The sequence below is a fragment of the Thiomicrorhabdus sp. Milos-T2 genome, from assembly GCF_000702325.1.
Taxonomy (GTDB): domain Bacteria; phylum Pseudomonadota; class Gammaproteobacteria; order Thiomicrospirales; family Thiomicrospiraceae; genus Thiomicrorhabdus.
Genome location: NZ_KL370891.1, coordinates 934,723 through 960,150 on the forward strand (window position 1 = coordinate 934,723; position 25,428 = coordinate 960,150).

At 36.2% G+C, this 25,428-nt stretch carries 20 protein-coding genes; 14 read left to right on the top strand and 6 right to left on the bottom strand.

Annotated elements, in window-relative coordinates:
- Positions 1-2: 2 nt before the first annotated feature.
- Positions 3-422 carry a hypothetical protein gene (locus BS34_RS0104120; protein WP_029407282.1) on the bottom strand — a complete coding sequence of 140 codons (420 nt, stop codon included), beginning with the start codon at positions 420-422 and terminating at the stop codon, positions 3-5.
- A gap of 782 nt (positions 423-1,204) precedes the next feature.
- Between BS34_RS0104120 and BS34_RS0104125 the strand changes: the two genes are divergently transcribed.
- From BS34_RS0104125 to BS34_RS0104165, 8 genes are all read left to right on the top strand, one after another.
- The gene (locus tag BS34_RS0104125) at positions 1,205-2,341 is read left to right on the top strand and encodes a hypothetical protein (protein ID WP_029407283.1); all 1,137 of its coding nucleotides are present in this window, start codon (positions 1,205-1,207) and stop codon (positions 2,339-2,341) included.
- A gap of 199 nt (positions 2,342-2,540) precedes the next feature.
- Positions 2,541-2,708 carry a hypothetical protein gene (locus BS34_RS12950; protein ID WP_158660972.1) on the top strand — a complete coding sequence of 56 codons (168 nt, stop codon included), beginning with the start codon at positions 2,541-2,543 and terminating at the stop codon, positions 2,706-2,708.
- 60 nt (positions 2,709-2,768) lie between these two features.
- Positions 2,769-5,411, top strand: a complete 2,643-nt coding sequence (locus tag BS34_RS0104135) for a PD-(D/E)XK nuclease family protein (RefSeq protein WP_029407284.1) — start codon at positions 2,769-2,771, stop codon at positions 5,409-5,411.
- 2 nt (positions 5,412-5,413) lie between these two features.
- Positions 5,414-8,617, top strand: a complete 3,204-nt coding sequence (locus BS34_RS0104140) for a UvrD-helicase domain-containing protein (RefSeq protein WP_029407285.1) — start codon at positions 5,414-5,416, stop codon at positions 8,615-8,617.
- Between the two features lie 169 nt (positions 8,618-8,786).
- On the top strand, positions 8,787-10,466 hold the full coding sequence (locus BS34_RS0104145; protein WP_029407286.1) for an McrB family protein: 1,680 nt from the start codon (positions 8,787-8,789) through the stop codon (positions 10,464-10,466).
- Positions 10,463-11,890 (top strand): 5-methylcytosine restriction system specificity protein McrC, encoded by a 1,428-nt coding sequence (locus BS34_RS0104150; RefSeq protein WP_029407287.1) that lies wholly within the window; start codon positions 10,463-10,465, stop codon positions 11,888-11,890. The genes BS34_RS0104145 and BS34_RS0104150 overlap by 4 nt, the downstream gene beginning before the upstream one ends.
- 395 nt (positions 11,891-12,285) lie before the next feature.
- Positions 12,286-12,768, top strand: a complete 483-nt coding sequence (locus BS34_RS0104160) for a hypothetical protein (RefSeq protein WP_029407289.1) — start codon at positions 12,286-12,288, stop codon at positions 12,766-12,768.
- Complete coding sequence (locus BS34_RS0104165) at positions 12,752-13,402, top strand: hypothetical protein (RefSeq protein WP_029407290.1); 651 nt, start codon at positions 12,752-12,754, stop codon at positions 13,400-13,402. The genes BS34_RS0104160 and BS34_RS0104165 overlap by 17 nt, the downstream gene beginning before the upstream one ends.
- Positions 13,403-13,527: 125 nt before the next feature.
- On the opposite strand, the gene BS34_RS0104170 is transcribed toward BS34_RS0104165, so the two are convergent.
- Positions 13,528-14,790 carry a tyrosine-type recombinase/integrase gene (locus tag BS34_RS0104170; RefSeq protein ID WP_029407291.1) on the bottom strand — a complete coding sequence of 421 codons (1,263 nt, stop codon included), beginning with the start codon at positions 14,788-14,790 and terminating at the stop codon, positions 13,528-13,530.
- An 861-nt stretch (positions 14,791-15,651) separates the two neighbouring features.
- On the bottom strand, positions 15,652-16,749 hold the full coding sequence (locus BS34_RS0104175) for an alkene reductase (RefSeq protein WP_051640674.1): 1,098 nt from the start codon (positions 16,747-16,749) through the stop codon (positions 15,652-15,654).
- Between the two features lie 248 nt (positions 16,750-16,997).
- Between BS34_RS0104175 and BS34_RS0104180 the strand changes: the two genes are divergently transcribed.
- From BS34_RS0104180 to BS34_RS0104190, 3 genes are all read left to right on the top strand, one after another.
- Complete coding sequence (locus BS34_RS0104180; RefSeq protein WP_029407293.1) at positions 16,998-17,633, top strand: cupin domain-containing protein; 636 nt, start codon at positions 16,998-17,000, stop codon at positions 17,631-17,633.
- Between the two features lie 186 nt (positions 17,634-17,819).
- A complete protein-coding gene (locus BS34_RS0104185) occupies positions 17,820-19,166 on the top strand; it encodes a ribonuclease J (RefSeq protein ID WP_051640675.1) in 1,347 nt (448 codons plus the stop codon).
- A 63-nt stretch (positions 19,167-19,229) separates the two neighbouring features.
- Entirely contained in the window at positions 19,230-19,643 is a 414-nt protein-coding gene (locus tag BS34_RS0104190; RefSeq protein WP_029407295.1) for a tetratricopeptide repeat protein, read from the top strand.
- A 62-nt stretch (positions 19,644-19,705) separates the two neighbouring features.
- Here BS34_RS0104190 and BS34_RS0104195 read toward each other — a convergent pair whose 3' ends face one another.
- Positions 19,706-20,425 carry a hypothetical protein gene (locus BS34_RS0104195; RefSeq protein ID WP_038126269.1) on the bottom strand — a complete coding sequence of 240 codons (720 nt, stop codon included), beginning with the start codon at positions 20,423-20,425 and terminating at the stop codon, positions 19,706-19,708.
- A 343-nt stretch (positions 20,426-20,768) separates the two neighbouring features.
- Here BS34_RS0104195 and BS34_RS0104200 point away from each other — a divergent pair, with 343 nt between their 5' ends.
- The 3 genes from BS34_RS0104200 to BS34_RS0104210 all read left to right on the top strand — a co-directional run bounded on the left by BS34_RS0104200 (position 20,769) and on the right by BS34_RS0104210 (position 23,222).
- Entirely contained in the window at positions 20,769-21,296 is a 528-nt protein-coding gene (locus BS34_RS0104200; RefSeq protein WP_029407297.1) for a DUF3429 domain-containing protein, read from the top strand.
- Positions 21,293-22,783, top strand: a complete 1,491-nt coding sequence (locus BS34_RS0104205) for an exonuclease domain-containing protein (RefSeq protein ID WP_029407298.1) — start codon at positions 21,293-21,295, stop codon at positions 22,781-22,783. The genes BS34_RS0104200 and BS34_RS0104205 overlap by 4 nt, the downstream gene beginning before the upstream one ends.
- 73 nt (positions 22,784-22,856) lie before the next feature.
- Positions 22,857-23,222: a DUF2237 family protein gene (locus tag BS34_RS0104210; protein WP_029407299.1), complete on the top strand. Its 366-nt coding sequence runs from the start codon at positions 22,857-22,859 to the stop codon at positions 23,220-23,222.
- Positions 23,223-23,272: 50 nt separating this feature from the next.
- Here the strand turns inward: BS34_RS0104210 and BS34_RS0104215 are convergent, their stop codons facing one another.
- Positions 23,273-23,881, bottom strand: coding sequence for a flavin reductase family protein (locus BS34_RS0104215; RefSeq protein WP_029407300.1), 609 nt, complete (start codon positions 23,879-23,881; stop codon positions 23,273-23,275).
- Positions 23,882-24,049: 168 nt separating this feature from the next.
- A complete protein-coding gene (locus BS34_RS0104220) occupies positions 24,050-25,387 on the bottom strand; it encodes an ABC1 kinase family protein (protein ID WP_029407301.1) in 1,338 nt (445 codons plus the stop codon).
- Positions 25,388-25,428: the final 41 nt, after the last annotated feature.

Consider the following 25,428-nt stretch of genomic DNA (forward strand, 5'->3'; position numbering starts at 1 on the left):
ATTTAGCAATTATCTTCAATTTTTTGTTTCATTGAATCAGCAAGCTCATCATTTTTTAATACATTATTGACAAAGTAAATTATTGATTGTGCCTCATCACAGTCTTCAGCATTAATAATTTGAGTAATTAAGGTTTCGCAAGTTTCACCAAGAGTATCATCTTCCATAAGATTATTTTGTTTGATGAATTCTGCAAATGTTTCAAAATGGTAATAGGCTTCTCCAGCGATCATCATTCCAATCATAGTAGAAATAGCATCTGAACAGGTGTCAAAGTCAGCTTCTAATAAAGCTTCATAAACTTCAAGGTCACAAAAAATATCATCTTTTAGTGTTTCAAGATGTTCACCCTCTAAATAGTTATATTCTTCGATTTCATTCAGAATTTCTTTCCATTCGCTATTTAGCTCCTGCATATCCATAGTGTTTTCCTTTAATTTTTATTTACGTAGTTTTTAAAATTCGCGCTTTCAAGTAAGTGTAATTTACACTAAATTAATAATTAAAATTAATAATTAAAATTAATAATAACGCATGTCATTTAATTTGAAAAATAAAAGACACCATAATAGCGACGCTAATTGTCGCAATTAATATGTAATGACCCAGCGGATTTTGCATTTATTTACGATTGGACGAGAACAAAAAATGACGAAATTAACCTTTAATTCATATCTATGCTATGGATTAGAGTTGGAGTCAGCGCTATTGGCGGTCTGGCTGATTTTGGCTAGGAATTGATGTATGTTCAACCTGGCCAACCTAAAGGGTTCATATTAACGGTTTAATCGAAGTGTTCTGTATGAATGGTTTAACAATACCTTTTAGAAAATATTTAACCATCACAAGAGTTAACCACAAATTTCTATTCGACGTGCATTAACGAAGAATCAAATGCTGCTGCAATAGGTGGTGTAGCACCTTCATTTTATTGGAGTAAAAAATAAAGTTATCTCTGATTTAATGACTTAATATTCACATAATATTTCTTTATTCTCATGTCTTAAAAGTTAAGAGCGACCACTCAGAATAAATCCTTACTTGGTTGCGACAATAGTTGTCGTTATGTAGCTGGTTGAGAGTCTTGTTTTGTTTTTTATTATTTATAATAAAGCCAACAAACACAAAAAAGAGCGAGTAGAACTGGATGTTTATCAAGGTATTTAAATCGGCTCATCTTAAATTCGAAATGGTGGTTTAGAGTTTGAAAAGATTAAAGTTTTTAGCCAAGAGATATGGTCATAAGGTCGCTGCGCAATACCTTTCTAATGAAACAAAAAGAAAACATCAATTAGAACAGAGAATCGTTAATAAGATAGCTGAACTAGACCCAACCAAAGGCAAACGATATACACAATGGTTATTGCGTGAATATATTGTCGGTGCATTTGACTTGAAAACCATTAACAAAAGTGAAGTCAGACAAAGGTTGGTGGATTTTGAACGATATAGCATCATGCTATCTTCAAAGGATATCGGTACCTATAACTGGCGTAAACTGATTAAAAAATTAGAACCTTACCAAAATGTTATGGGAGCAGAAACACTTTCTAATAGAGAGGTTCAAAGACTTTATAGACAACGTTTAGTTGACACTTTAGCTGTGCACATCTGGTATGAAAACAAAAAAATAAAAACCAAAGTGATTCAACTGCTTTCTGAAGAGGCGGCGATTTACTATGGCAAAGGAACTCGTTGGTGTGTGTCGGCTAAAAAGAACAATGCGTTTGATTACTACGCTAGCCTAGGCGATTTATTCTTTATTCAATTTAAGGGTAAGAAATTTTTGTTTCAAGTCTCTTTCTATTCTGACAAAGTCTCATTCTCTGTTGCCGATGCGAAGGATCAATTTCTTGTTTTTAGTGATAAAAGTGCAGGAATTTTCCCTTTTAGAAAAGAAGATATTGAGTTTGGACAAATAGTAGAAATATTGCTGGTTTGGTGTTCTTTAAAAAAAGGAATTTCGCTGCGTTTAAGTCGGGGGACTGTTTTTGAAGGTGAATCTATTAATGAAACACTAGTTAAAGGGTTAACTTTTAACTTTATTTTGAAAAATTCAAAGGTAACGGGTAGTACCTATAACAATGGGTTCTACCTGCCAGATCGAAAACTAGATTTTATTCAAACTTTAGTGTCTATTAAACAAAGTTATCCAGACGAAATTAGGTATCGAATGCTCGCTCGCTTGTCATTCAACCCCCCCGAGTACTTATTTGAAGAGCTGGTTATTTGCTATCCATTTCTTATTTTTATTATGAACTATAAGAATAAACAAAAACTACAAGAGCTTGCTTCTGAGAGCAATGAGATAAACAGTTTTCTAGAAAATGAAGCTTACTAGATAGACCAAAATAATTTTAAAAAATACTTATTCAACCAGTAAATTACATTATCATTTGCAGTTCATAACTTGTATGATGATGTGTCTTTAACGTTTTTAGTATAGTAATTTTTTTTATCAAGAATTACTAAAAGGACTCGAATGCAATCCATTAAATATTTAAAAAACAGCCCCGATTATTTGGGGGGCTGGATTAGATATGGCACACCATTCTTTTGATGCCTTTTCGATAGATGATGAAATTCATATTGTCTATTCATTGGGTATGAAAGAGCAATTAGTTGCGACTCAAAAGAAAGAAAAGTTAAGGTCAAATCCGGATGATTATTTATGGACGCCTTTTGCTGCTTTTATATACTCTGATTAATCTGGTACTAAAAACTTTTAACACTCGAAGCTAGTTGTAAAATATTTAACAAGGGAATTTATGATTGATTTTGTTTTAGTGCCAGATGGATTGTCGGGAAGTTTTGTCAGAAATAAACTTGCTAAATCCCGTCTGAATGGAGTGAAAGTTGGAAACTTTTCTGCTCTATTAGAAACGCTTAAATCCTTGTGGGTTTTTGATGTTTCTGATAATGATTGGGATAAAAAGCTTCTAGAGAGCGCTCTAATGATGGATTCAGCCTTTTGGTCTCAATCCATCTCAGTAGATGAACAGAGTGTTATTCATCATTTAGATAAAAGTCTAAAACATATGCTCTCTGCTCTTCCCCTAAATGCTTCTTTCTCAAAAATCAAAAAGCCAGAAAGCAAATCAGAAAGATACTTTAATGATCTCGTGGACTTGCATAAAAAGATGCAGCGTATCAGACCGTTGAATCAAGAGGTAGCCAAAAAATGGTTGAACCAGGTCAACGGACTTTCTTTAGATACAATTAATCTATATTTGAATACAGAGTTGTTTCAGTTTGATACTTGGCAGCACGAAGTAATTAATGAATTGTCAAAAAATGCAGAAGAACTAACTCAAAATCAGTCACTTATTCTCGATGTTTTAGAAAACACTTCTAACGAATACGAGTCTAAATTTTCGCCGTTAAAAAATTCTCTTTTCACTTCTAAAGACCCTATTGATATCCCGAATGGGTTTAATGGTTTAAAACCTCGTGATGATTTAGAGGCCTGTGAAGTTGTCGCCTCGATGATTCAAAAGGCAATCAAAAATGACATCTCTTTTGATGAAATAGCCGTGGTTTATCCTTCTGGTACAAATTACCCTATTTGGTTAGCAAAAGTATTTCAACAAGCGGGTATTAGCGTATCAAACTTACCCAGTCAGCAAACAGTGTTCGATTGGCAAACTGCATTATTAAGAGACTTAGTGCTTTTACAGGCTCAAAACACGCCACCTATGGCAAGAATGAGTGTTTTAAGTAATCCGTTGATGCCTTGGAGAAACCATAAATCTCGTATTTCAATTATTGAAAATGAGTTAGATGATAATGTCCGTGCTGTTGCTAATGAAATTTCAGAAGGATTTATTGATTTATTAGAACAAAAAACAAAAGACTCTAATGAAACTATTCAATGGTTAACAGAGATTGCAAAACACTTCAAACCTTTAAATGAACTAGGGCTAACGAATGAAAGATTTAATGATAAGTTAAAGCAGTTAGAAAGCTGGTTTGAGCTTTATGCCAAAGATTCTTTTGTTGAGCAGTGTCAAAAATTGCTAAATCAGTTGCAAGCGCATTCGATCAACTTGTCCTCTGAAAAAAATCATTACCTTAACGCTGTAACCGTTTTAGCTTCAAATGAAGTCTTATTAAAACCTGTCAAGCATCTATTTATAATTGGCTTTAATCAGGGGCATTACTCGTCAAATGCCTCTGCATTAGCGAGTAAAACGGTTCTAAATAACCAGGCCTGGTCATTATTAGGCAAAAAGGTTGGGTTAGATTTGAACTCCTTTGAACAAAAGGTGGATTTCGATCAATATCAACTTAAAGAATTACTTGGTAAGGCACAAGAGAGTTTAACAATTTTAGCCTCTCAGCAAGATTTTGAAGGAGGGCGGCTGCACCTAAGTGAAACCGCTCTAGATGTAGCACTTTGTTTTATGCCGCCTGAAAAAGTGGATCCGGATTCTTTATTTGAGACATTACCAAAAGCTAATCACCCTTTACTTGAGTTTGCAGAAGTCATTATTCCTGAACACGCTTCTATCAATATTGAAGACCTAGATTTAAAGACTAATATATTGAATTTACATACTGATGAAGACGGCAATCAAAGGTCAGAATCACCCAGTAGTTTTGAAACCATGATGGTATCTCCTTTAGCCTGGTTATTGGATCGTCAGGGAATTAAAGACAAGGGGTGGAATGTTCAAGAATTAGATGTCATGCTTCAAGGAACAGTGGCGCATAAAGTATTTGAATTGTTTAAAGAGAAGCAAGATAAAGCGTTTTCAGACAGTCTATACAATCAACTTTTTCAACAAGCAGTGACTAAAGAGGCATCGTTTTTATTAGAGTCAGAATGGCGTCTAGAGCTTGTTCAACTTAAACAACAAGTTAAGCCAGCGTTTGAAAAATTCATTAGATGGTCGTCACAAACTGGTTGGCGAATTGCTGAGGTAGAGCAACGGTTCTCAGGTGAAATTTGGGGAACCCCTGTTAAGGGGTTTGCCGATGCGATACTGAAAAAAGAGACAAGTGTATTGGTGCTTGATTATAAAAAATCAAAATCTAAAGATCGCCTAACCCGACTGAGCCGTGGGTTCGATTTACAGACCTATATCTATCGAGAGCTTTATCAACAGCAATATGGCCAAACTGAAATTCATAGTGGTTATTACAACTTAAATGATCAGGTTATGGTACTTGACCAGATTCAAGCCGTTGACTCAGATATTAAGGTTGTTGCACCTGATATTAGTATTGAAGAGCAATCTGTTAAAGCACGCAATCTAGTGCAAAATCGCCTATCACAACTCCAATCTGGGCAGGTAGAGCTTAATAGTAATCAAGACCAAGCTAATTGGGAAAAAGAAGGTATTAAGGCTTACGCTTTAAAAGACAACCCCGTTGTGACCCGTTTTATGAAAGTAGTTGAGGGCGAATAAGAATGAAATATACCGATAGCATCGATAGCAACCCAGAAACACTTCCTAATCTAACCATGGTCAAAGCGGGTGCTGGAGCAGGCAAAACTTTCCGCATTCAGCAAGATTTAACACAGTGGATTAAAGACGGGTTGATTCGCCCAGATCGTATTTTAGCCGTGACCTTTACCCATGCCGCAGCCAATGAAATGAAAGAGCGTATTCGTCAAAACCTAATAAAAGAGTCCATGCGTGATGAGGCGAATAAAGTTCAAAATGCCACTATTTCAACCATTCATGGTTTTGGTGTAGAAATTATTGAAAGCTTTGCTTATGAACAAGGTATTTCGCCAAAACCCAGACAGTTAACAGAAGCAGAACAGAACCAGTTAATTCGCAAGGCTCTTACGCAAGTTGAAGCGATTAACCCGCTTTTAAATAATTTAAAGCAATATGGTTATACGGGTAATTTTAATGGCAATGACTATACTGATGGTGCAAGCCAATTAAAAAATAGAATACTCAATGTCATTCGTAATCTGCGTTCTTTGGGTAAGGGCGGTGAAGCTGTATCAGCCCAATCCTCTATTGATTTATTAGAGGCTTCACAATTGGCTTTAAAAGACATCTATGGTTTAAATTTATCCAAAGCTGAAACATTAAATACTGCTTTGTGGTGTGCGATTAACTCAATACATGCTCAATATCCAGACTTAGACGTCCTAGAGGAACAATGGGCTTCCAACTCAGCTACCCGAAGCTTTCTTTCAGCTTTAAGAGAGGCAACAGAAGAGAACATCAAAACCGATTGGAAGCTTTGGACAAAATTACAAACGATTGCAACCGCTCCAAAAATATTTGGTAAAAAGCAAGAGCATGAGCACGCACATCTAGCTTTAGCCGTTTGGCAAGCTGCAGATAAGCTCTCAGTTCACCCAGGACCTCTTGATGATGCGTTAAAGCATGTGTCTGCTTTGTTAATTTCAGCAATTGAATCACTGTCTCTTTATCAAACATCAAAACAAAAAGCTGGCCTTATCGACTTTAACGATATGCTGCATTTAGCGGAACAAGTATTAAGTTCATCAGAGTTTTTAGCTGAGGCCAAATCGAATTACGATTGTTTAATCATTGATGAGTTTCAAGATACCAACCCACTGCAATTCTCTTTATTAAGACAATTTCAAAAAGCAGGCCTGCCAACTCTTATTGTGGGTGATTTAAAGCAATCGATTATGGGATTTCAAGGCTCCGACTCTAGATTGTTCTCTAGCCTTTTATCTGAAGGACTAACAGATGAAAACGTTTGTGTTGATGAACTTAACAATAACTGGCGTAGCACGCCCGAACTGATGCGTTTTATTAATGCAATTGGCAATCAACTTTACCAATCGCAATATCAATCTTTAAGTGTTGTCGATGAAGCCAAATATCAATCAGAGCTTGCTCCTGTTCAGCAACTCCTATTTAACAAAGATAATTGGGGAGCTCAAAAGTCCAAGAACAAAGCGAGCATTCAAGAAGAAGGGCAGTTTGCCTTAGCAAATCATATAAATGAGTTGTTGCAACAAGGTATACAAATAACAGATAAAAACACGAGGCAGAAAAGAGCGCTTAAACCTAGTGACATCGCAGTACTTTCTCCAAAGCATTCAAGATTGTCCTCTTTCTCAAAACAGTTGAAAAAACTGGGTATTCAAACCAAATTAACTCAGCCTGGTTTTCTCGAATCGGAATCGGTGCAATGGGTTTTGTGTGGACTGCAATTTGTTTCTAATCCCAAAAACCAATTCGCACTTTTAAACCTAATTACCTCAGAGTATGCCCTTGTTCCATTGCAAGAAGCACTAAAAGAGTTTATTGAAAATAAGCATTTTAAACATCCCGTTGTCCAAGCTTTAAAATCCGTATCAGCAGAGTTACGCCTAACGGATTTTAAAACAGCAGTTATCACTGTGATTGAGCTTTTAAATATTTGGGATAAAGTTCAAACTAGAACCGATGCAGCTCAACAGCGTGCAAATCTAATCAAACTCATTAGCTTGGCGGAAACCTTTGAGCAAGCCCAGCCAGAATCACTACAAGCGATGGGCATTTACGGTAAAAATCTAGAAACGTTTAACGTATGGTTAAAAGAAAGCATCAAAGACAACCAGTCAGACATGAACAATCAACCGCATATACAGCTAAACGCCGATGAAGCCGTTGTATTAAGTACATGGCACGCATCCAAAGGACTTGAGTGGCCGATTGTAATGGTCTTAGATGCCCATGATGATAAAAAACCTAAAGTGCCATCCATTGATATGGCTTATTCAGCTGACGATGTCGATGGTATGCTCGAGAGTAGCTTTGTACGAATTTTAATGGATTTTGATGACAAAACCACTCAACAAAAAATGCTCGATGAATTAATGGCAGAGACTACTGACACCTTAAAAAACCTCACCTACGTAGCATTAACGAGAGCAAGAGAGCAGGTTATTTTACCTTGGTTTGATAATGGCAAAGATAACTCTATGTTGTCACTCATTGCCCCATTATTTGAAACGGATAAATTTGAATATCAGTCCAAAAATATGGTGATGATTGTTGAGCCAGAGATCATCGAAACAGAAGAAGAAAAACGCAGAGTGATTAAATTAGCTCAAAATAAACAGCCAAAGGCTATTTCAGCCACTATCTCACCTTCTCTTCATGAAAATAGCTCAGTAACGGATACCATATTAAAAACAACGGTTGAATCCTATGGTTCAGGTATTGATTTGAAGGATTGGGATAAATTAATCGCCGCCAATGAAGTGGGTGATTTTATGCATCGATTTTTTGAGATATATTTCATGAACCCAGCGTTGTTAGAAAAAGGCTTTGAAACGCTGTCTAATGCATTGAATATAAATAAAATAAAGCTTCAAATTGAGCCAATGTTACAAAGTTACCAGGCCTGGTTAAATGCAATTTTAAAGCCAATAAATATAAAGTGCGAAGTACCGATATTAGCCGTAAATGAACTTGGTCAAACAGTCAGTGGAAGCATTGATATGCTGATTGAAACCGAAACAGGGTTTTGGATTATTGACCACAAAACCGATAAAAAAACAGATTTTACTAAACATTCAGAACAACTAAAAGCCTACGCTCAAGCGTTAGCTTTAGATAAACCGATTATTGGTATTGCTATTAATTGGGTGCGCACAGGCCAGTTTGAGATATTGGATATTAAATAATGAAGTATTACGCTTTTTACTTTTCTCATAGTAATGATGAAAATTATGTATCAGCCAAATAGACATGTATCAAATGTTTGGTTACCTACATGAATATGTAGTGGTCGTATAATAATAGTTTTATTTTTGCAAAAAAATGAATTGAAGACAGAACACACAAGAGACAGATATGAATCAAGATTTAAGAAAAGAACGGCTAGAAAACCTATATAAGCTGCTTATTATTGACAGAAAACCAAATCTGACAAGTTGGCATGACAGTTATAAAAAAATTGTAGAAAGAGTTAAAATAAGAGGAGATGCCATAAAGAATAACAAATCCCTAGATAGCTCAGAAGATTCAGATTTCTTGCATGACTTGATTTTTAATCGAAATAATGGCGTTTCATCGTTACGTGCAACGCCATTTAGTGAGAAAAACTATCAAGCAGCTATCAACAATAAAGACTTTTTAAACCTTATTTCTAACATCATTCAAGCTCCAGATAAATCAGAAAATTACTCTAAATTATGTGACGGTTGGAAGAAGTTATTAAAAACGGATGATGGTAAGGAAGGAAATCAAAACTCCTCTGTGATTAACAGAGTTTTTGCGGGCTGTTCTACCAATGTATCTTCAACCGTAAATCCTACCTATTTTAACGAAGTATATGCTTGGTTTATTAAAGAGAATTTAATAGACAAGGATGAAAATGAGGGAAATTGGTTTTCTAAAAATATCAATCTAATGAACCAGCTTAAAGTTATTTTCAAGACAGAGTTAAGTGATGAGCAAAATTTAGATTTTGATGAATATTGGCTTAGTATTTTTGTATGGTATCTATATGAAGAAATAGTAAACCCATTTTCACTTAAAAAACAGGTAATAAAATATGGTGCTCCGGGAACTGGTAAGACTTATTCAGTAAAAAAACAGACAAAACTGTTTTTCACTGTTTGGAAAGATGAGTTTGCACTTGACTCTAATTTTTACTTTGAAAATCAGATGAGTTTAGTTCAGTTTCATCCCTCTTTTAGTTACGAAGATTTTATTGAAGGACTGAGACCTGACACAGAAGGAAATCTATCATTACATAATGGAATTTTTAAAGAGTTCTGTCAGAAAGCAGCTAAATGGGAAGTTGATTATTATAATTTACAAGAACCTAAATGTGTTGATGGGAAGCCTGTTGTTTTCGAAAATCTAACTATTGCCGACTTAGAAGGTTTGGGTTTAGATAAACAGCATTGGGAGTACATTATTTCAAACCCTTTAAAAAATAAAAAAGTGGTTGATGCTATCCCCCCGTTCTTCTTTGTTATTGATGAGATTAACAGGGCAGAATTATCAAGGGTATTTGGCGAGTTAATGTACTGTCTAGAGTATAGGGGTATAGATGGAAAAGTTAAGACTCAATACTCAAATTTAAATGACTCCAAAACTGGAATGATAAAAGTAGGTGAGGAATACCAGTTTTTCATTCCTCATAATGTGTATGTCATTGGCACCATGAATACTATTGATAGAAGTGTTGAAAGTTTTGATTTTGCATTGCGTCGGCGTTTTCGTTGGGAAGCCGTCAAACCAGATACCTCTGTACTTAGAGATAGTCTACCTAAGGCATGGAAGTCGTTAGCCGACAATCTTAAAGAATTGAATGAAAACATCACCATGCAACCATTGTTGGGAGAGGATTACTGTATTGGTCATGCATATTTAATGAATCTTTCATACTCTAAAGAACATACCCTCAATCAAGTGAGAGAACTTATCTGGGAAGATTCAATTCTTCCTTTAATTGAAGAATATCTAAGAGGTTCAGGTCAAAACGAATTGATTGCTAAGTTCAAGAAGGCTTTTGGGCTATGAGGGAGGAGTGGTTATATAACTTCTTAAAAGATGGCGTCCTCTTAGATAACCAAAATTATAAAACGCTTGATGGGAGGCTTAAAAATAATCGGCTGGGTGAAATTGCTTTAAGAGAGCGTAAAAGTCGAGAGCGACACACAGAATTGAACAGTAATAATAAAAGTTTAGATTTTTTATATTGGGTGTCATTAAAGTTCGAAAGTCTTACTTCTCAAAAGCCGTCATATAATTTTGTTTTGTTTTCTGATAAAGAATATGAGCACAATACAGACGAACCGCTAATTAAGTTATCAGGCAATAGTTGGAAAAACTTTAAGCTTGAGACAGGCAATCTTATTGGAATTGTATCAAGAGGACAGCACTCTTTAAAAATTAGTTCACGTTTCGGGGATCAGTTTCTTAAATTTATAATTGCTGATGCCGATGGCTTTCTAGAAGTCCTAGATTCAGGAGCTGAAAAACTTCTTGGTACTAATGAATGGTTAATTGCTTATTTGTGGAATATTAAATTAAAGCGTGCTTTTAGGTTAGGGCTACCTAAAATTTATGAGACCCAAAATGAAGTTATTTCAAAAGTGCGTGGCACTATAGATCCTCTGGATTATTCACTGAATAAAAAGCTTGGCAGGTATCAATGTTCATACCGAGAGCACAGTTATACAAATTCGGCTCTAACACTGTTCATTGAAGCTTACAAAGTGGTTTCTGAATTCAATTTTAGTCAAAAAAATAGAAGTATCTTTAACTCTTTAGTTACGGCCAATCAAGGGATAAAACGCACAAGGAGAGAGCTTCTGGATACTCATTACTTCAGCAATCCTTTTTATAAAGATTACAACGTTTTGATCGATCTTTCAAAACAGTTAATCCAACATGGCGGGGCTGATTTTGATTCTAATAGCGATTCAAGTGCCTTTTTGTTTGATGTTTCTATGTTATTCGAATACTTCATTCGAAAACGTCTTATCCGTGATGGTTATTCATTAATAAGTAAATTTCAAACAATACCAAAGATTGCCACAGGAGCAATTGGTTATAAACGGGAACTTCAACCGGATATTGTTATTGAGCATGAAGGTGGAACATATGTGTTTGACGTCAAATACAAATCTTTTGACAAGGTTTACGGTGTTAAAAGAGAAGATTTATTTCAGCTGCACACCTACATTGGACAAGTGGGAAATAATTCAGACGTCAGAGGGTCTGGCTTTATTTACCCAATGAATGCTTCTAAATGGCCTGCTGAACTAGAAGAATCTCAGGGAATTATTTCTAGTGTAATAAAGCAAAAGGGCAAAGAAATTCCTTTTCATGTCATATTCCTTAAGATTCCTGAGCAAAACACGCCTGACTTCAATGAAAGCATGAATGAGCAATGCAACATACTTCTTAAAGTGTTCAAAAAAAAGGTGGTTATGTCTTAAAACACTAGACACTGCATGGCTATATCATCTAGAGTAGAAGCTAAGGTTTTTAAAATATCTACCTAATGATTTAGATTGGACGGTGATTAAATGAACTGCTTTAATTGGACAGGACACTTTAATAATGGACAATTGTCTTAATTATTGAGGAGTAATGATATGTCCTGATGGAATTGACCAGAACAGTTATTCTAGCCTATTTCATAAACTGTAGATGGAATGCAAAAGTATTGAAAAATGGTTTGGTTGTTATAGCAATTTTTATTGTATTAGCAGCTTTCAACACACCTAAGCTATTCATAGGTATATTTTTTATACTAATTGGCTACGTATCAATGGTTGTTTTTTTAAATGTCCAAAATAACGTTAATTAAGATTGAAGGATAAGAATTTAAATGAATGTTCATGAAGCAAAATTAGAATTAGCGATACTAGAGACCGACGTGGTGGAAACCAATAGGGCTGATTTTGTTACCTATTTAACTAACTCTGGAATACCTCAAGAGATTATCAACAGAGTGACACAGTTATGGGATGTTACTAAACGAATAGGCGAAGAGGTGGTTTCAATTGGAAAAATTATCATATTTAAGATTTGGGAGTTTCTGAAGGCAAATCCTCATTTAAGTGCAGGTATGGCGCTAGGAGCGTCAGTAAGTATATTAATACCTTTTGTAGGACCAATTCTAGCTCCCTTAGCCACAGCGGTTGGCGCCTTACTTGGTGTCCGTTTGGATAACTATAGTGACGGAAATGAAATGGCTAATAACATGACAGGTGTTGCTCATGAAGCTGTACTTTTAGCAAAAAAGTTTTTTGATTTATTTGTAGAAATTGTTGATGCTGTGAAGGTTTATCTAGATGCGCGAGAAGCTTAAAAAAATTCCAGCTAAATTCAAAAGTATAAGAGAAAAGCCTAAGAACTTTGAAAAGCAACCAGTTACTTCGAATAAAAAAATAAAAAAAGAAGATTACTTAGCCGCGCTTGAAAGATTAAAAAAATCACCAAAAGATCGAATTGGAACACTATCTGAAATAGGTATTACTTGGGCAGGGGCTACTGCAGGATTTGTTTCAGCAGGTGCTATCGCGAGTGCTGCTGGTGTATCCACTCTTCTTGGTTCCAGTACTTTGGCGGGTATTTTGGGTGGGGTTTTTGTGACCTCGACGCCAATTGGTTGGTTAATTGGAGGTGCGGTACTTGCCGGTGGAACCGCATATGGACTAACCAAACTACTTCGCAGTAGTGCCAAAGCTGATGAGGAAAAATTAAAAAATATCACCGCCATTGAAACAAAATTATCAGAATTAAATAAAACTCAAGAAAAGCATGACACGGAAAAGCAAATGACTCAATTAATAGAGTGTTTGCAAAGAGCTGTTGAGTTGGAGTTTTCTCAAGAAAAGTCTAATAAAATCTTGGTAAGTGTTTTTAACAGAAAGATGCGAGCTGAGAAAGCTATTGATCTGGTAATGAACTATGTAAATTCAATGTCTCATGAAAAAACATAATAAAAAAGGATTGTTTCTTAATATGTAAGGTTTACTAAGAAATAACATGTAGAAGTTCAGACTTAATCTGGCACCCCTCCGACTAATTTCATATAAGTTATTGGCTCAAGTTTATAGTTGAACTCTTATCTTTGAGCAAACTCATTAATAAAGCGATTTTGTAAATCAGGCTGTAAGTGGCCATAGTGTTTTTCAATCATATCAACACTTGTTGTCGCCAGCTTTGCGACACTCAGTAAGTTTGCTCCATTCATTATCAAATGACTGATAAAGTTATGTCTTAAAGTATAGTTTTCAAGTTCTTTTGGCAGTTCTCCTAACTCTATAAGTTTTTTCCAGGGTTTATATAAATTGTAGTAAGGCTTGTTTGTTTTAGGGTTCGCAAATACATAACCATGTTTCGGTGATTTATGTTGTTTGTGCCATGTTAAAAGTAATTTTATGCATTCATCAGATAATGGAATGGTTGTAGGGTGTTCTTTTTTGTGTTTTGTTTTATTGATGACTTTTGTTAGGCTTTTGAAAGAAAAGTTAATCTCATCCCATTGCATGGTTAAGGCATCACCTGGTCGAAGGCCGGTATAGTACAAAAAGAGCATAATGGGCTTGACATAATCAACGTATTCTATTCCTGAAAGGTCATTAAGAAAACTTTTTCCATGAGCACGACTGTTTTGATTTTGCGTTCTTTTTAATTGCTGATATAGGTCTAAAGCTCTAAAAAATTGTTCTGTTTGAGTTTTATCTAGATAAGTGCGTTTTTGACGTAATACTCGCTCTTCTTCAGGAGTCGATTTTCTTAGGTTTAAAGAATATCCACTTAAAGGGTTTGAATCGAGTACACCTCCAATTTTGACTGCGTGGTTAAGCATAGCATTGAAATAAGCAAAAACTTTCTTAATTGTTTTAGGGTGTAGCCCGCTAGCTTCTTTTTTAGTTTGCCAAATCTTGATGTGTCGTTTAGTTATAGTTTGCATGGGTTTTGTTAACAGCGGCCCAAAGTGATTAGATAAATCTGCTCGAATATTTTTACCATCCGCTTTTTTATTTAATTCAGCATCATAAATTTCTTTCAAATAATTCAATGCAGTGTTTTCTTTTACTTGGCGACGAGTTTGAATAGTTGTTGAAATATCTTCACCAGCTGCAATTCTACCTACGTATTCAAAAATTAACTTTCTAGCTTTTTCGATAGTTAGGTCAGGAAATCGTCCCAATGAAATAGTCTTTCTACCACCAGTTGGTGATTCGTATCGATAGTATAAATAAAGACCATTTTTAAGATTTCTAGCGTGAAATCCTTTTTGTTCTGTATCGTTATATCGATCACCGTATTTTGAGTTATTGATGAATTTTTTTAATTCTGTTTTTGTAATCTTTTTTTTCATGTTATTTATCCTTTTTCGCGGGGCATAAATTTTCATGCCCCGTATATGCCCCGAAATTGAATAAATTTTATAAAAGAATATTAAACCTTGTATATACTTTTATTTTTTAAGTTGCTGAAATATATAGAAATGATAAGAATTATAAAATTTCGTTAAAAACGGTTAAAAATGCTTTTTAAGGATTGTGATTCCTGTTGTCGCGGGTTCGATCCCCGTCATTCGCCCCATTTTTCTTTACTATTCAGCAGTTTAGTCCTTTTTTAAATAATAAAATTTATTATCTAATTCTTCATTTCTATTTAAAAATTATCAAAAAAATCTTTTCTATTTTCCAAGTCTTGAAAGTTTTCTTTTTGGTCTAGTGATTAAATGGTACTAATGTACTTTTAAATCCTTCATGCTTTAGCGCATCTTTAAATTCATAGTCAATTTCTGAAACAGAGATAGGTTAAATATGAAATTTAATTTATGATTAAAGTTTGTCTATGAGACCTTTGCACGAGATAGGTGCGAAAGAAAAATGAGGGAAAATTTGCCTGATTGCGGCGGAAAACGCAGGGAATAGCTAGCTATTCGCAAGTTTTTCAACAAAAATCAGGTGAATTTTAACCATTTTTACTCGCGCATACTCTCATGCAAAGGTCTCTCTATATTGTTAATTTCAATATTCGTTGCTTAAGATTAAAATTCAATTTAATGACTTAGTCGGATAGGTTCATCACTCTATTAGCTCATCGATAAAGTTAAGCCTGTCTTGAATATAGGTTTGATTTGTCAGATTCTTAGTTGTGGCTTCCAGTATTAAATGAAGGGGGAAGTTATCAATTAATTAGGAAGCCGGTTTAGATTTTTATTGCAAGCTTATGAATTCATAAAAGGATAGTCAGTGTAACCTTTTGCGCCAGGAGTGTAGAAGGTGTCTGGATCAGCTACGTTTAATTCGGCGCCAGCTTGAAAGCGTTCTGGTAAATCTGGATTTGCAAGGAAAGGGACTCCAAAGGCAACAGCCGCTAAGCCATCTTTGGCAATGGCATCTTCTGCTTCTTGAGCATCGTAACCCATATTACAGATAATATTACCTTTATAAGCGTGTAAGACCGGGCTAAGAATGTCTTGGTTTTGTACACCAAAAAAGTCACTACGCATTACATGCAGGTAGGCTAGGTTATATTCATTTAACTTTTCTGCAAGCCATGCGGTTAATGCAACAGGATCGCTATCTTGCATGCTGTTGAAACTGTTTAAAGGTGAGATTCTTACCCCAATTCGACCACTTTCCCAAACGTCTAACGTAGCTTCGATGACTTCTATTAGTAAACGTGCTCGATTTGCAATAGAGCCTCCGTATTCATCAGAACGTTGATTACTTCCGTCACGTAAAAATTGATCAAGTAGATAACCATTTGCTCCGTGAATTTCTACTCCATCAAAACCAGCTAGTTTTGCATTGATTGCGGCCTGTTTGAAACCTTCAATAATTTGTGGAATTTCATCTAACTCTAAGGCATGAGGGACGGTATAGGCCAGTTTTCCTTCTGGGGTATGCACTTCTTCGCCTTCAATAGCAATGGCGCTAGCTGACACAGGTTGTTTGCCATTATTTAAAGCTGGGTGACAAGTACGTCCACCGTGCCAAATTTGTAAAAATATTTGTCCACCTTTTGCATGAACCGCATCAGTTACTGTTTTCCAACCGTTAATTTGTGCTTGGGAATAAATACCGGGTTCAGCATAAAAAGATGAGCAACCTTCCATAGCCATAGTGGCTTCAGCAATGATTAAGCCTGCGGAAGCTCTTTGGGCATAATGTTCGGCCATTAAGGCATTAGGAACATGGTCTTGCTCTGTTCTGGCTCGAGTTAATGGAGCCATAATCACTCTATTTGGCAGGGTAATCGCACCAAGTTTTAGAGGTGTAAAAAGCTTTGGAAATAGTTGAGTTGTGGCTTGGCTTGGCATAATGAATCCTTGTTAAATATAATATATATTGGATCGAAATTGGGTTTAATCTTTAGAGAATTTAGCTTTTTATACATTTATGGACTCTTAAAAAGGTCTCTTTTAGTCATGATTCTCTTTTTAAAAGTGTTATGAAAATATTACTTTTACATTATATGATTTGAATAATTATTGTATAGTATTTGTCTAGATTATTAGCTGAATTTTGTAACTTAGTATAGGAGGTTGGTGTGACCGATTCAATCAATATGGATTTAAGTCAGCGGGTATTTATAGACTCAGAAGCCATGGATTGGCTAGGTAGTAGGGCTGATGGGGTGTTGCGCAAACCTTTAGAACGAGAGTTTTCTGAACATGGCAGAACAACTAGCATTGTGCAATTCATGCCGGGTTCAGAATTTCCTGAGCACACTCATCCTTTAGGTGAAGAAATACTGGTTCTAGAAGGCGTATTTTCTGATGAGCGTGGAGATTATCCTGCAGGAACCTACATTCGTAATCCACCTAATTCTAAACATTCGCCGTTTTCAAAAAAAGGCTGCGTTTTGTTTGTAAAACTAGATCAATTTGACCCTATGGATACGGAGACGGTTATCATCGATACAACAACTTCTCCCATGCAACCGGGTATCGGTGGTTTAAAAGTTCTATCATTACACCAACATGGAACGGAAGGTAGTGCTTTGGTTTTTTGGCCAAAAGGTGAACGTTTTCAACCTCATAAACATTGGGGAGGAGAAGAAATCTTAGTTTTACAGGGGACTTTTCAAGACGAACATGGAACATACCCAAAAGGCAGCTGGTTAAGAAGTCCGCATCTAAGTGAACATTTTCCATTTGCAGAAGAAGAAACGCTTATCTACGTGAAAACAGGGCATTTATAAACTTGAGAATAGGTAAGCTTTAGAATAGGTTTTCAAGTGGCGATAAAGCCACAAATGCTATGATAAAAACATCTCATTCGGCGCCCAAAAAGATACCTGAAAAAGCAGATACAGCAAAGTTTTTACATTTCATTTACAGTCTGTTTTGCTATAGATATACAATCATTATTTTACGGATAACCCTTCATGCACCTTAAGCAGATTGCCCCAACAAGATATGATATTTGGTTTTTACCTTTAGGTGGAACTGGCGAGATTGGCATGAACATGAACCTATATGGACATGCAGGGGAGTGGTTAATGGTTGATTGTGGTATTGGCTTTGACTCAGAAAATGGTCGTAATAGTTATATTGCCGATGCAGAGTTTATTGAAAAACAAGCATCAAGTTTACAGGCTCTTGTTATAACGCATGCGCATGAAGATCATATTGGAGCAATTATTGAGTTATGGCCAAAATTAAAAGTACCTATTTTCGCGACGCCATTTGCGATAGAGATGATTTTTAATAAGTTAAGTAAAGAACCCTGGTTGGCTCAAGTTCCTTTACATATTGTTAACTTTAATCAATCTTACCAGCTCGGTAGTTTTTCCGTTACCTGGTTGCCTTTACCTCATTCTATTCCTGAATCTAGCGCCTTATTAATTGAAACCGATATTGGTAATATTTTGCACACTGGTGACTGGAAAAAAGACTCTAACCCAGTGTTAGGCTTACCATTTGATAAGGCAATTTTTTCAGCACTAAAAAAATTGCCCATTGATGTCCTTGTAGCCGATTCAACGAACGCAACGAAACTAGGCCAAAGTGTTTCAGAAAGTAGCGTCTACCCCGATCTGTTAAAAACTATCCAAGCGCAAACAGGCAGGGTAGTTGTAACCTGTTTTAGTAGTAACGTGGCTCGATTTGTGACTTTGGTAAGAATTGCTCATAAATTAAAGAAACGTTGTGCTGTGTTTGGACGCTCTTTAGAAAATATGGTTTCTATTGCTAGACGTCTAGGTTATTGGCCAGAAGAGTTAGAATTGGTTGATCCAAAGCATATTGGTTATTTGCCAAGAGAGGAGGTCATGGTGATTGCCACAGGCTCCCAAGCTGAGCCTCGGTCAGCCACTCAAAAGTTAGCATTAGGCTACCACCCTTGGCTTTTTTTAGAACCTGGCGACAGCATCATTTACAGTGCCATTAAAATCCCTCCCAATAGAAAAGCGATTGATGAGCAAATTATGCATTTTAAGAACCAGGAAGTAAATGTGATTCATGCTGATGATTCCAAACAAAATGGTTTAGTATTGCATGCTTCTGGACATCCTTGTCAGCAAGATTTGCTAACGTTTTATGGGTTGATGAATCCCAAAATGTTAATACCTACTCACGGAGAAAATGAGCATTTAAGTGCCCATAAAAATTTGGCTGAAAAGGCAGGAATAGAAAAGGTTTTAGCAGGAGAAAATGGGGATTTATTTAAAATAAAACCATTTGCGAAGAAACTCGATCATTGGGTAGCGGTAAATAAAATACAAGTAGGCTAACGAGCCAATTTTATCTAAAATTTGTGTGAATTAGTATAAAGACTAAAGACTAAAGGTGAACCAATGTTGAGATTACAAACTTACTTTTTAGGTTGTTTTTTGTTGCTAAGCTCATTGAGTGTGAGTGCTAATTTAACGACGGCAATAGAGGCTTATGCGTCTAAAGACTATCAAACAGCCTACAAACTATTTTTACCGTTGGCTAAGGCAGGAGACCGTTACGCACAATATGGTTTAGCTAAAATGTACCAAAACGGGAATACCGGAGATGTAAGTTACCTAAATGCCTTTAAATGGTATCAAAAAGCAGCTAAACAAGATTACGGAATTGCCCAAAATAATTTAGGTTTGTTGTATTTAAACGGACAGGGTACCGAAAAGAATCAACGTCTGGCTAAACATTGGTTTAGCGCCGCGTGCGAAAACCGTTGTTCAAAAGGCTGTAAAAACCTAGAACTATTAGAATTTGAGAAATAATGATTAAGTCATGACTGAAAAATTAATTAAAGCCTATTGGGTCTTAAAATGAGCTTAAAAACTCAATTTTCTTTTATTAATATAAATTCGTAATAAGGTTTTAGCTGGCCTTCAAATGCATAGTTAAAGTCATAATGGTTTGGTTTTGAAGCGGTTTGAGGCTTTGCTGGCCTGATAGAGCTAATCGGCCTAATCGGGGTTTGCTTTGCAAGGCGAGCATTAACGGAATTTAATTCAATACTTTCTTCAACAATCATTGGATAATAGCCGTCTAAAAATTTACGCATATAAGGCCCACGCTGAAGAGAAAAGTGGTTATCCATTAACTTTAAGGTTTGGCTTTCTCCTTTAATACAGATTTGAGCTCCTCTTTTGACATTCATTAAAACAACTCTGTTATCAAGTGCGGTAGCCTTTTCGATATCTTGGTATGAAAGGATTTTTAAGTTGCGAGTATGCTTAGGGTTATAGGACACTTCTATTTTAGGGACAGGATCAAGTTGGTAGTGGCATTGAGAAAATTCTAGCCAACCAGTCTTCAAGCTTTGTGAATTTATTTTGAGTGAGTTCTTAAGCCAATAATTATCTTTACTCGCCTTGTCAGTCCATTTTAATTTTTCTGATGAGACGGTCATCGCATCAAGATTGGAATCATCTAGTAACCAAGCTTTTTCTTCTGCAGTTAAGCCTTCTAAACTTTCGCTAATTTCAATTTCACTCATAGCCTTGGTAGTCATGAATATAAGGGCTGTTGTAATCATTAATTTAGAGAGTATTTTCATAAAGGTTTCACCAAATATGTGAATTAATTGCCTAATAGAGACCTTTGCACGAGACCATGAACACATAAAAACAGCTATAATTCTCTATCTTCAAGCTAAAAAATCCGCCCAATAACTGGTTATTATGCGTATTTTTTAGCCTAAATCTAAAGAATTCTATCTTGTTTTTCTTGTGCCCCTGTCTCATGCAAAGATCTCTAATACTTTAGCATATAATGTAAATATGTATTATTAATGTATAATTTATGTAATGCATTGGTACAGTAAAGTGATTAATAAGTACTAGACAAAAGTACTAAACAAACGTACTAAACAAAAGAACTAAATTAAATAAGGTAATTCGATGAGTACGCCATTGGAATCAAAACAACTTGCAAAAATTCTTACTTACCTGGGTACCTTGCCATTTTGGTATGGCATTTTATCCGCATTGAATTTAACCCCCTTAACTTTAGAGCTCAATAGTCATCTGCAGCCTTTCGATATATCACAGGTTTTAATGATTTATACCTTGGTGATTTTGAGTTTTATTGCGGGGATTCATTGGGGCTTTGCACTTAATTTTCATGAGGACTTAGACTTAAGCGGTGCTAATCATGCTGAATCAGTTTCCTCTAAAGGCCAACTCTCTAATCGCTTATTAATCAGTTCTAACGTCATCGCGCTTTGGGCTTGGATTGTTGTTGCGTTTTTTGAAGATTACCAGGCCTGGTTGGGGCTAGCCATTGGGTTTGTCGTTTTGCTGTTGATAGATAAAGCTTGGATAAAGTTAGATCAATCCATTCCCTGGTTTTGGACATTACGTTGGCATGCTAGTTTGATTGCAATTACCTGCTTATTGATGAATGCCATGATGAATGGCATATTATGACCAGGCCTGGTAACTTAGTAGAAAGTTGGCCAAAAGACGACAAGCTTAGTGACTTTATCTTTTTAGATGTTGAAACGACTGGAGGTAAACATCAACGAGATGGTATTACCGAAATTGGCTTGCTGCATGTTTGCCAAGGCGAACTGGTACAGACGTGGCACAGTTTGATACAGCCTTTAAAATCGATTCCTCCATGGATTACTCAATTAACGGGAATATCCAATCAAATGGTGCAAAATGCACCTACATTTAAAGAGGTTGCAGAAGAGTTAGCAGGCCTGGTAGATGGTAAAATACTGGTCGCACATAATGCTCGATTTGATTATGGTTTTCTGAAAAGTGAATTTAAGCGAGTTGGCATTGAGTGGAACGCGTTAACGCTCTGCACAGTAAAGCTTTCTAGGGCATTATTTAAAGAACACAAACGTCATGGTTTAGATCAAATTGTTGAGCGCTTTGATTTGCAATGTGACCATCGCCACCGTGCGTTGGATGATGCAAAAGTGCTGTGGGATTTTTTTCAATTGTTACCGCAATATCATTCTCAACAGACTATTTGGCAAGCGGTTAAGTCACAACTTAAACAACCCAGTTTTCCACCCAATTTAGCCCCAAAAGTACTTGATGGCTGTGATGATGTTGCTGGAGTTTACCGTTTTTATGGTTCTGCAGGTCAAGTTTTATATGTGGGTAAATCGGTTAATTTACGTAGCCGAATTTTAAGCCACTTTAATGGTGATTACCGTCATTCTAAAGACTTACAAATTAGCACAGAAATACATGATTTAGATTGGACGGTTTGTAGTGGTGATTTAGGTGCACAGCTTTTAGAAGCTCAAGAAATAAAACGCTTAAGTCCTAAGTTTAACGTTAAATTGCGTAAGCTCACTAAGCTTTGGAGCTTAGTAAGTAATCTTGATAAACAAGGTTATGAGACGCTTCAAGTAGTCAGTTTAAATGGATTGTATGCCGATGATTTAAGTGGGCTGTATGGTTTGTACCGTTCAAAAAAACAGGCGATTAATGCGATTGAAAAACTCGCTAATGAACAAAGTTTATGTCATCGTCTAACGGGTTTAGAAAACAAAAAAAGTGGTGCTTGTTTTGCTCATCAACTTAAAAAATGCAAAGGAGCTTGTGTCGGCAAGGAATCTGCTCAAATCTACAATTTAAGACAGTCTATGGGGTTACAACCTTTGCAGCAAAAAGCTTGGCCGTGGAATGAAGCGGTTATTGTTAAAGAGTCTAATGCCTCAGACAGTGAAAGTGATGAGCAAATCCTTCATGTCATTTATCAATGGTGTTGGTTAGGCAGTGTAAGTAATGAACAAGAATTGCATGAATTATTGGAGACTCAGCAGCAAGATTACGTGATTGATTTAGATCAATATCGTATATTGTGTAAGTTTCTACTCACTCCGCCAAAAGGTTTAACCATTACACCAGTAAGTGTTGGTCTAGATTTGGTTGAAGAGAATATATTGTGACGAGTAATATGACGAATAATATGACTATTTATGAACAGTTTTATGGATGGTTTAATCAACAAAGAGGTCTGTCATGACAAAATTAAATTTATTGGGTAGTGCTTTAGAGTTGTGTTCTGAACAACCGTTAACAGGGTTTTATCGCGATGGAAACTGTCGTACTGATGAATTTGACCGAGGGCGTCATGTTGTATGTGCTCAAGTTACCGAAGAGTTTTTAGAGTTTTCAAAACAGCAGGGTAATGATTTGAGTACCCCAATACCAGGAAGTTTTCCAGGATTAAAACCCGGTGACTTTTGGTGTTTATGTGCTTTACGTTGGGTAGAGGCATTTCGAGCGGGAAAAGCCCCCAAAATACGTTTTACAGCTACGGATGAAGCTGTATTGAAATACGTAAGCCTAGAAGAGCTCAAACCTTTTGCTTTGGATTTACACTAGAATCCAATTAAAAGAGGGGGTGACTTTTTTATACCATTCTCGTTTACGTTTTAGCGAGGTTGTTCGTAGGTCGCGATACGCTTAAATTTGTAGTAACTATTTAAACCGCTAATTCCAACACTTTGACAGGCTTCTAAATCTAAGCCACCATCCGTTGTTTGTGGATGGATATCTAAAATAATCTCTTTTATCTCACCTACAATTAAACGCGTTTGATTGTGTTTGATTTCTATTTCTTCAACAAACTCTAAGCCGTATTTTATTTGTGATTCTTTAACAAAGGGTGCAATAAAGTTATCTAAAAATTGTTCTTGTATATCACAAGCGTCAAATTCAGACTCATTTTTAGCGTACTTAGCAGAAGTTAAATGTGCTTGTTGTGCAAAATCTGGGTGAATGTGATTAATTGTGTAGTAGCCTGTTTCTTTTATATTTTCATAAGTGTGGCGAGGGACTTCACCAGGTGGGCGTAATATAAAACCGATTAAAGCAGGATTACTTCCTAAATGAATAACAGAGCTAAATACTGACAAATTGGTTTGCCCAGCGTTGTCGACTGTACCGATTAAGTTAGCGGGTTTAATACCGGTAATTGAATTAATCAAGTGAATCCGTTCTTTTAAAGTCAATTCATCGATTTGTTGTGAGTTTAAGTGCATTTTTATTCCGTTTAGAGGTGTTTTAAAGAACTTACCGCACCTCGTAAAAAGTTTAGAGGCCTGGTAACTGCGCTGTTATGGTTTACATCGTTAAGCCAAACAGTAAAGCAAGATCTTTAAGCAAGATCGTTAAGCAAGATCGTTAAGGACAAACATCTAATATTTTCTTTAAGGTAGATCGTTAGTTATTTGACTAAACAACTCGTTTACATTGACCTTGGCCCGCAGTTTACTGGCAAGTAAATATAATCCACCGAGTTTACGATGGAAAAAAAGTGCGTCGGCTGGTGGGGTGTGCCAGTAGTCTTTTTCCATGCTTAAATCCATACCTTTATCTTTAATACGACGGGCTAAATCTGATTCAGAAAAATCATACTCGCCATTAAACTGTAGCGGTTCGCAGGCGTTTTGAAAGAGCTCTATAACCGCCAATTTTTGCTCAGGTAAGATTTCTTGATTAAAAAAACCTATTTGTTCTGCTGCAGTTTCCACTTGCCTTAAGTTATTAGTTTGCGCACCTCTCATCAACTTAAGGTAACCGTTGGAAATTTGTTCGCTGTAATGTCTAGTTGCCCCAAAGTCTAAGAGAACGATACGTTCAGTTTTTGGATTGTATTGATAGTTGGCATAGTTAGGGTCGGTTTGAACTAGCTTAAAGATAAACATCTCTTTAAAAAGCAGATCAAACAGTGAGTGCATAATAAAATCTCTTTCGGATTGAGAGGCATGAACTCTTGATTCAATCGCTACGCCCTCCACAAAATCCATAGTCAAAATAGATTCATTACTTAACTCAGCGTGGACTTGAGGAATGGTAAAACGACTATCATCACCTAAAAGTTTGCGGTATTGGTTCAAACAGTTGGCCTCATAGTGATAATCCGCTTCAGCGTGAAGTTGTAGCTTGGCTTCTTCAAGAATGGGTTTCATATCAACTGATTTTGGAATCAGCCGAGACAATTTTAGCAGGCTAGATAAATTGTTAACGTCGCTATCAATACTGGTTTTAATGCCCGGGTATTGAATTTTTAAAGCGAGGTGGCGACCATCAACGGTATGAGCTTCATGTACTTGACCAATCGAAGCGGCTGCCACAGGATAGAATGAAAATTGTTGAAACTGATCTTGCCAATCCTCTCCCCAGGCAGTTTCCAGTTGTCCCATAAGTTGATTAAGTGGCATAGATTTGGCCTCAGAGCGTAACTTCGAAAGAATAATTGCCAACTCTTCTGGAATTAAATCTCCTGCATCCATTGAAAGTAATTGTCCCACTTTCATGGCTGCCCCTCGCATTTGGGCTAAATGGTCGGCTAACACTTTGGCATTATTAACACTAAGTAAGAGTTCTTTTGATGAAGGTTTTTGGCCTTTTATGACTTGTTTAGAGCCTTCAGTAATCATGTTCCCCACAACACTACCAACCATTTGACCAACTTTAGAAAGGCGGTGTATACGGTTTTTAGGAATTTTTGCACTTTCTAAAGAGGCTTGATTGTTGTGAGTCATTCCGGTTCCTTGATGCCAATAAGGCATGTTTACATGCTTTA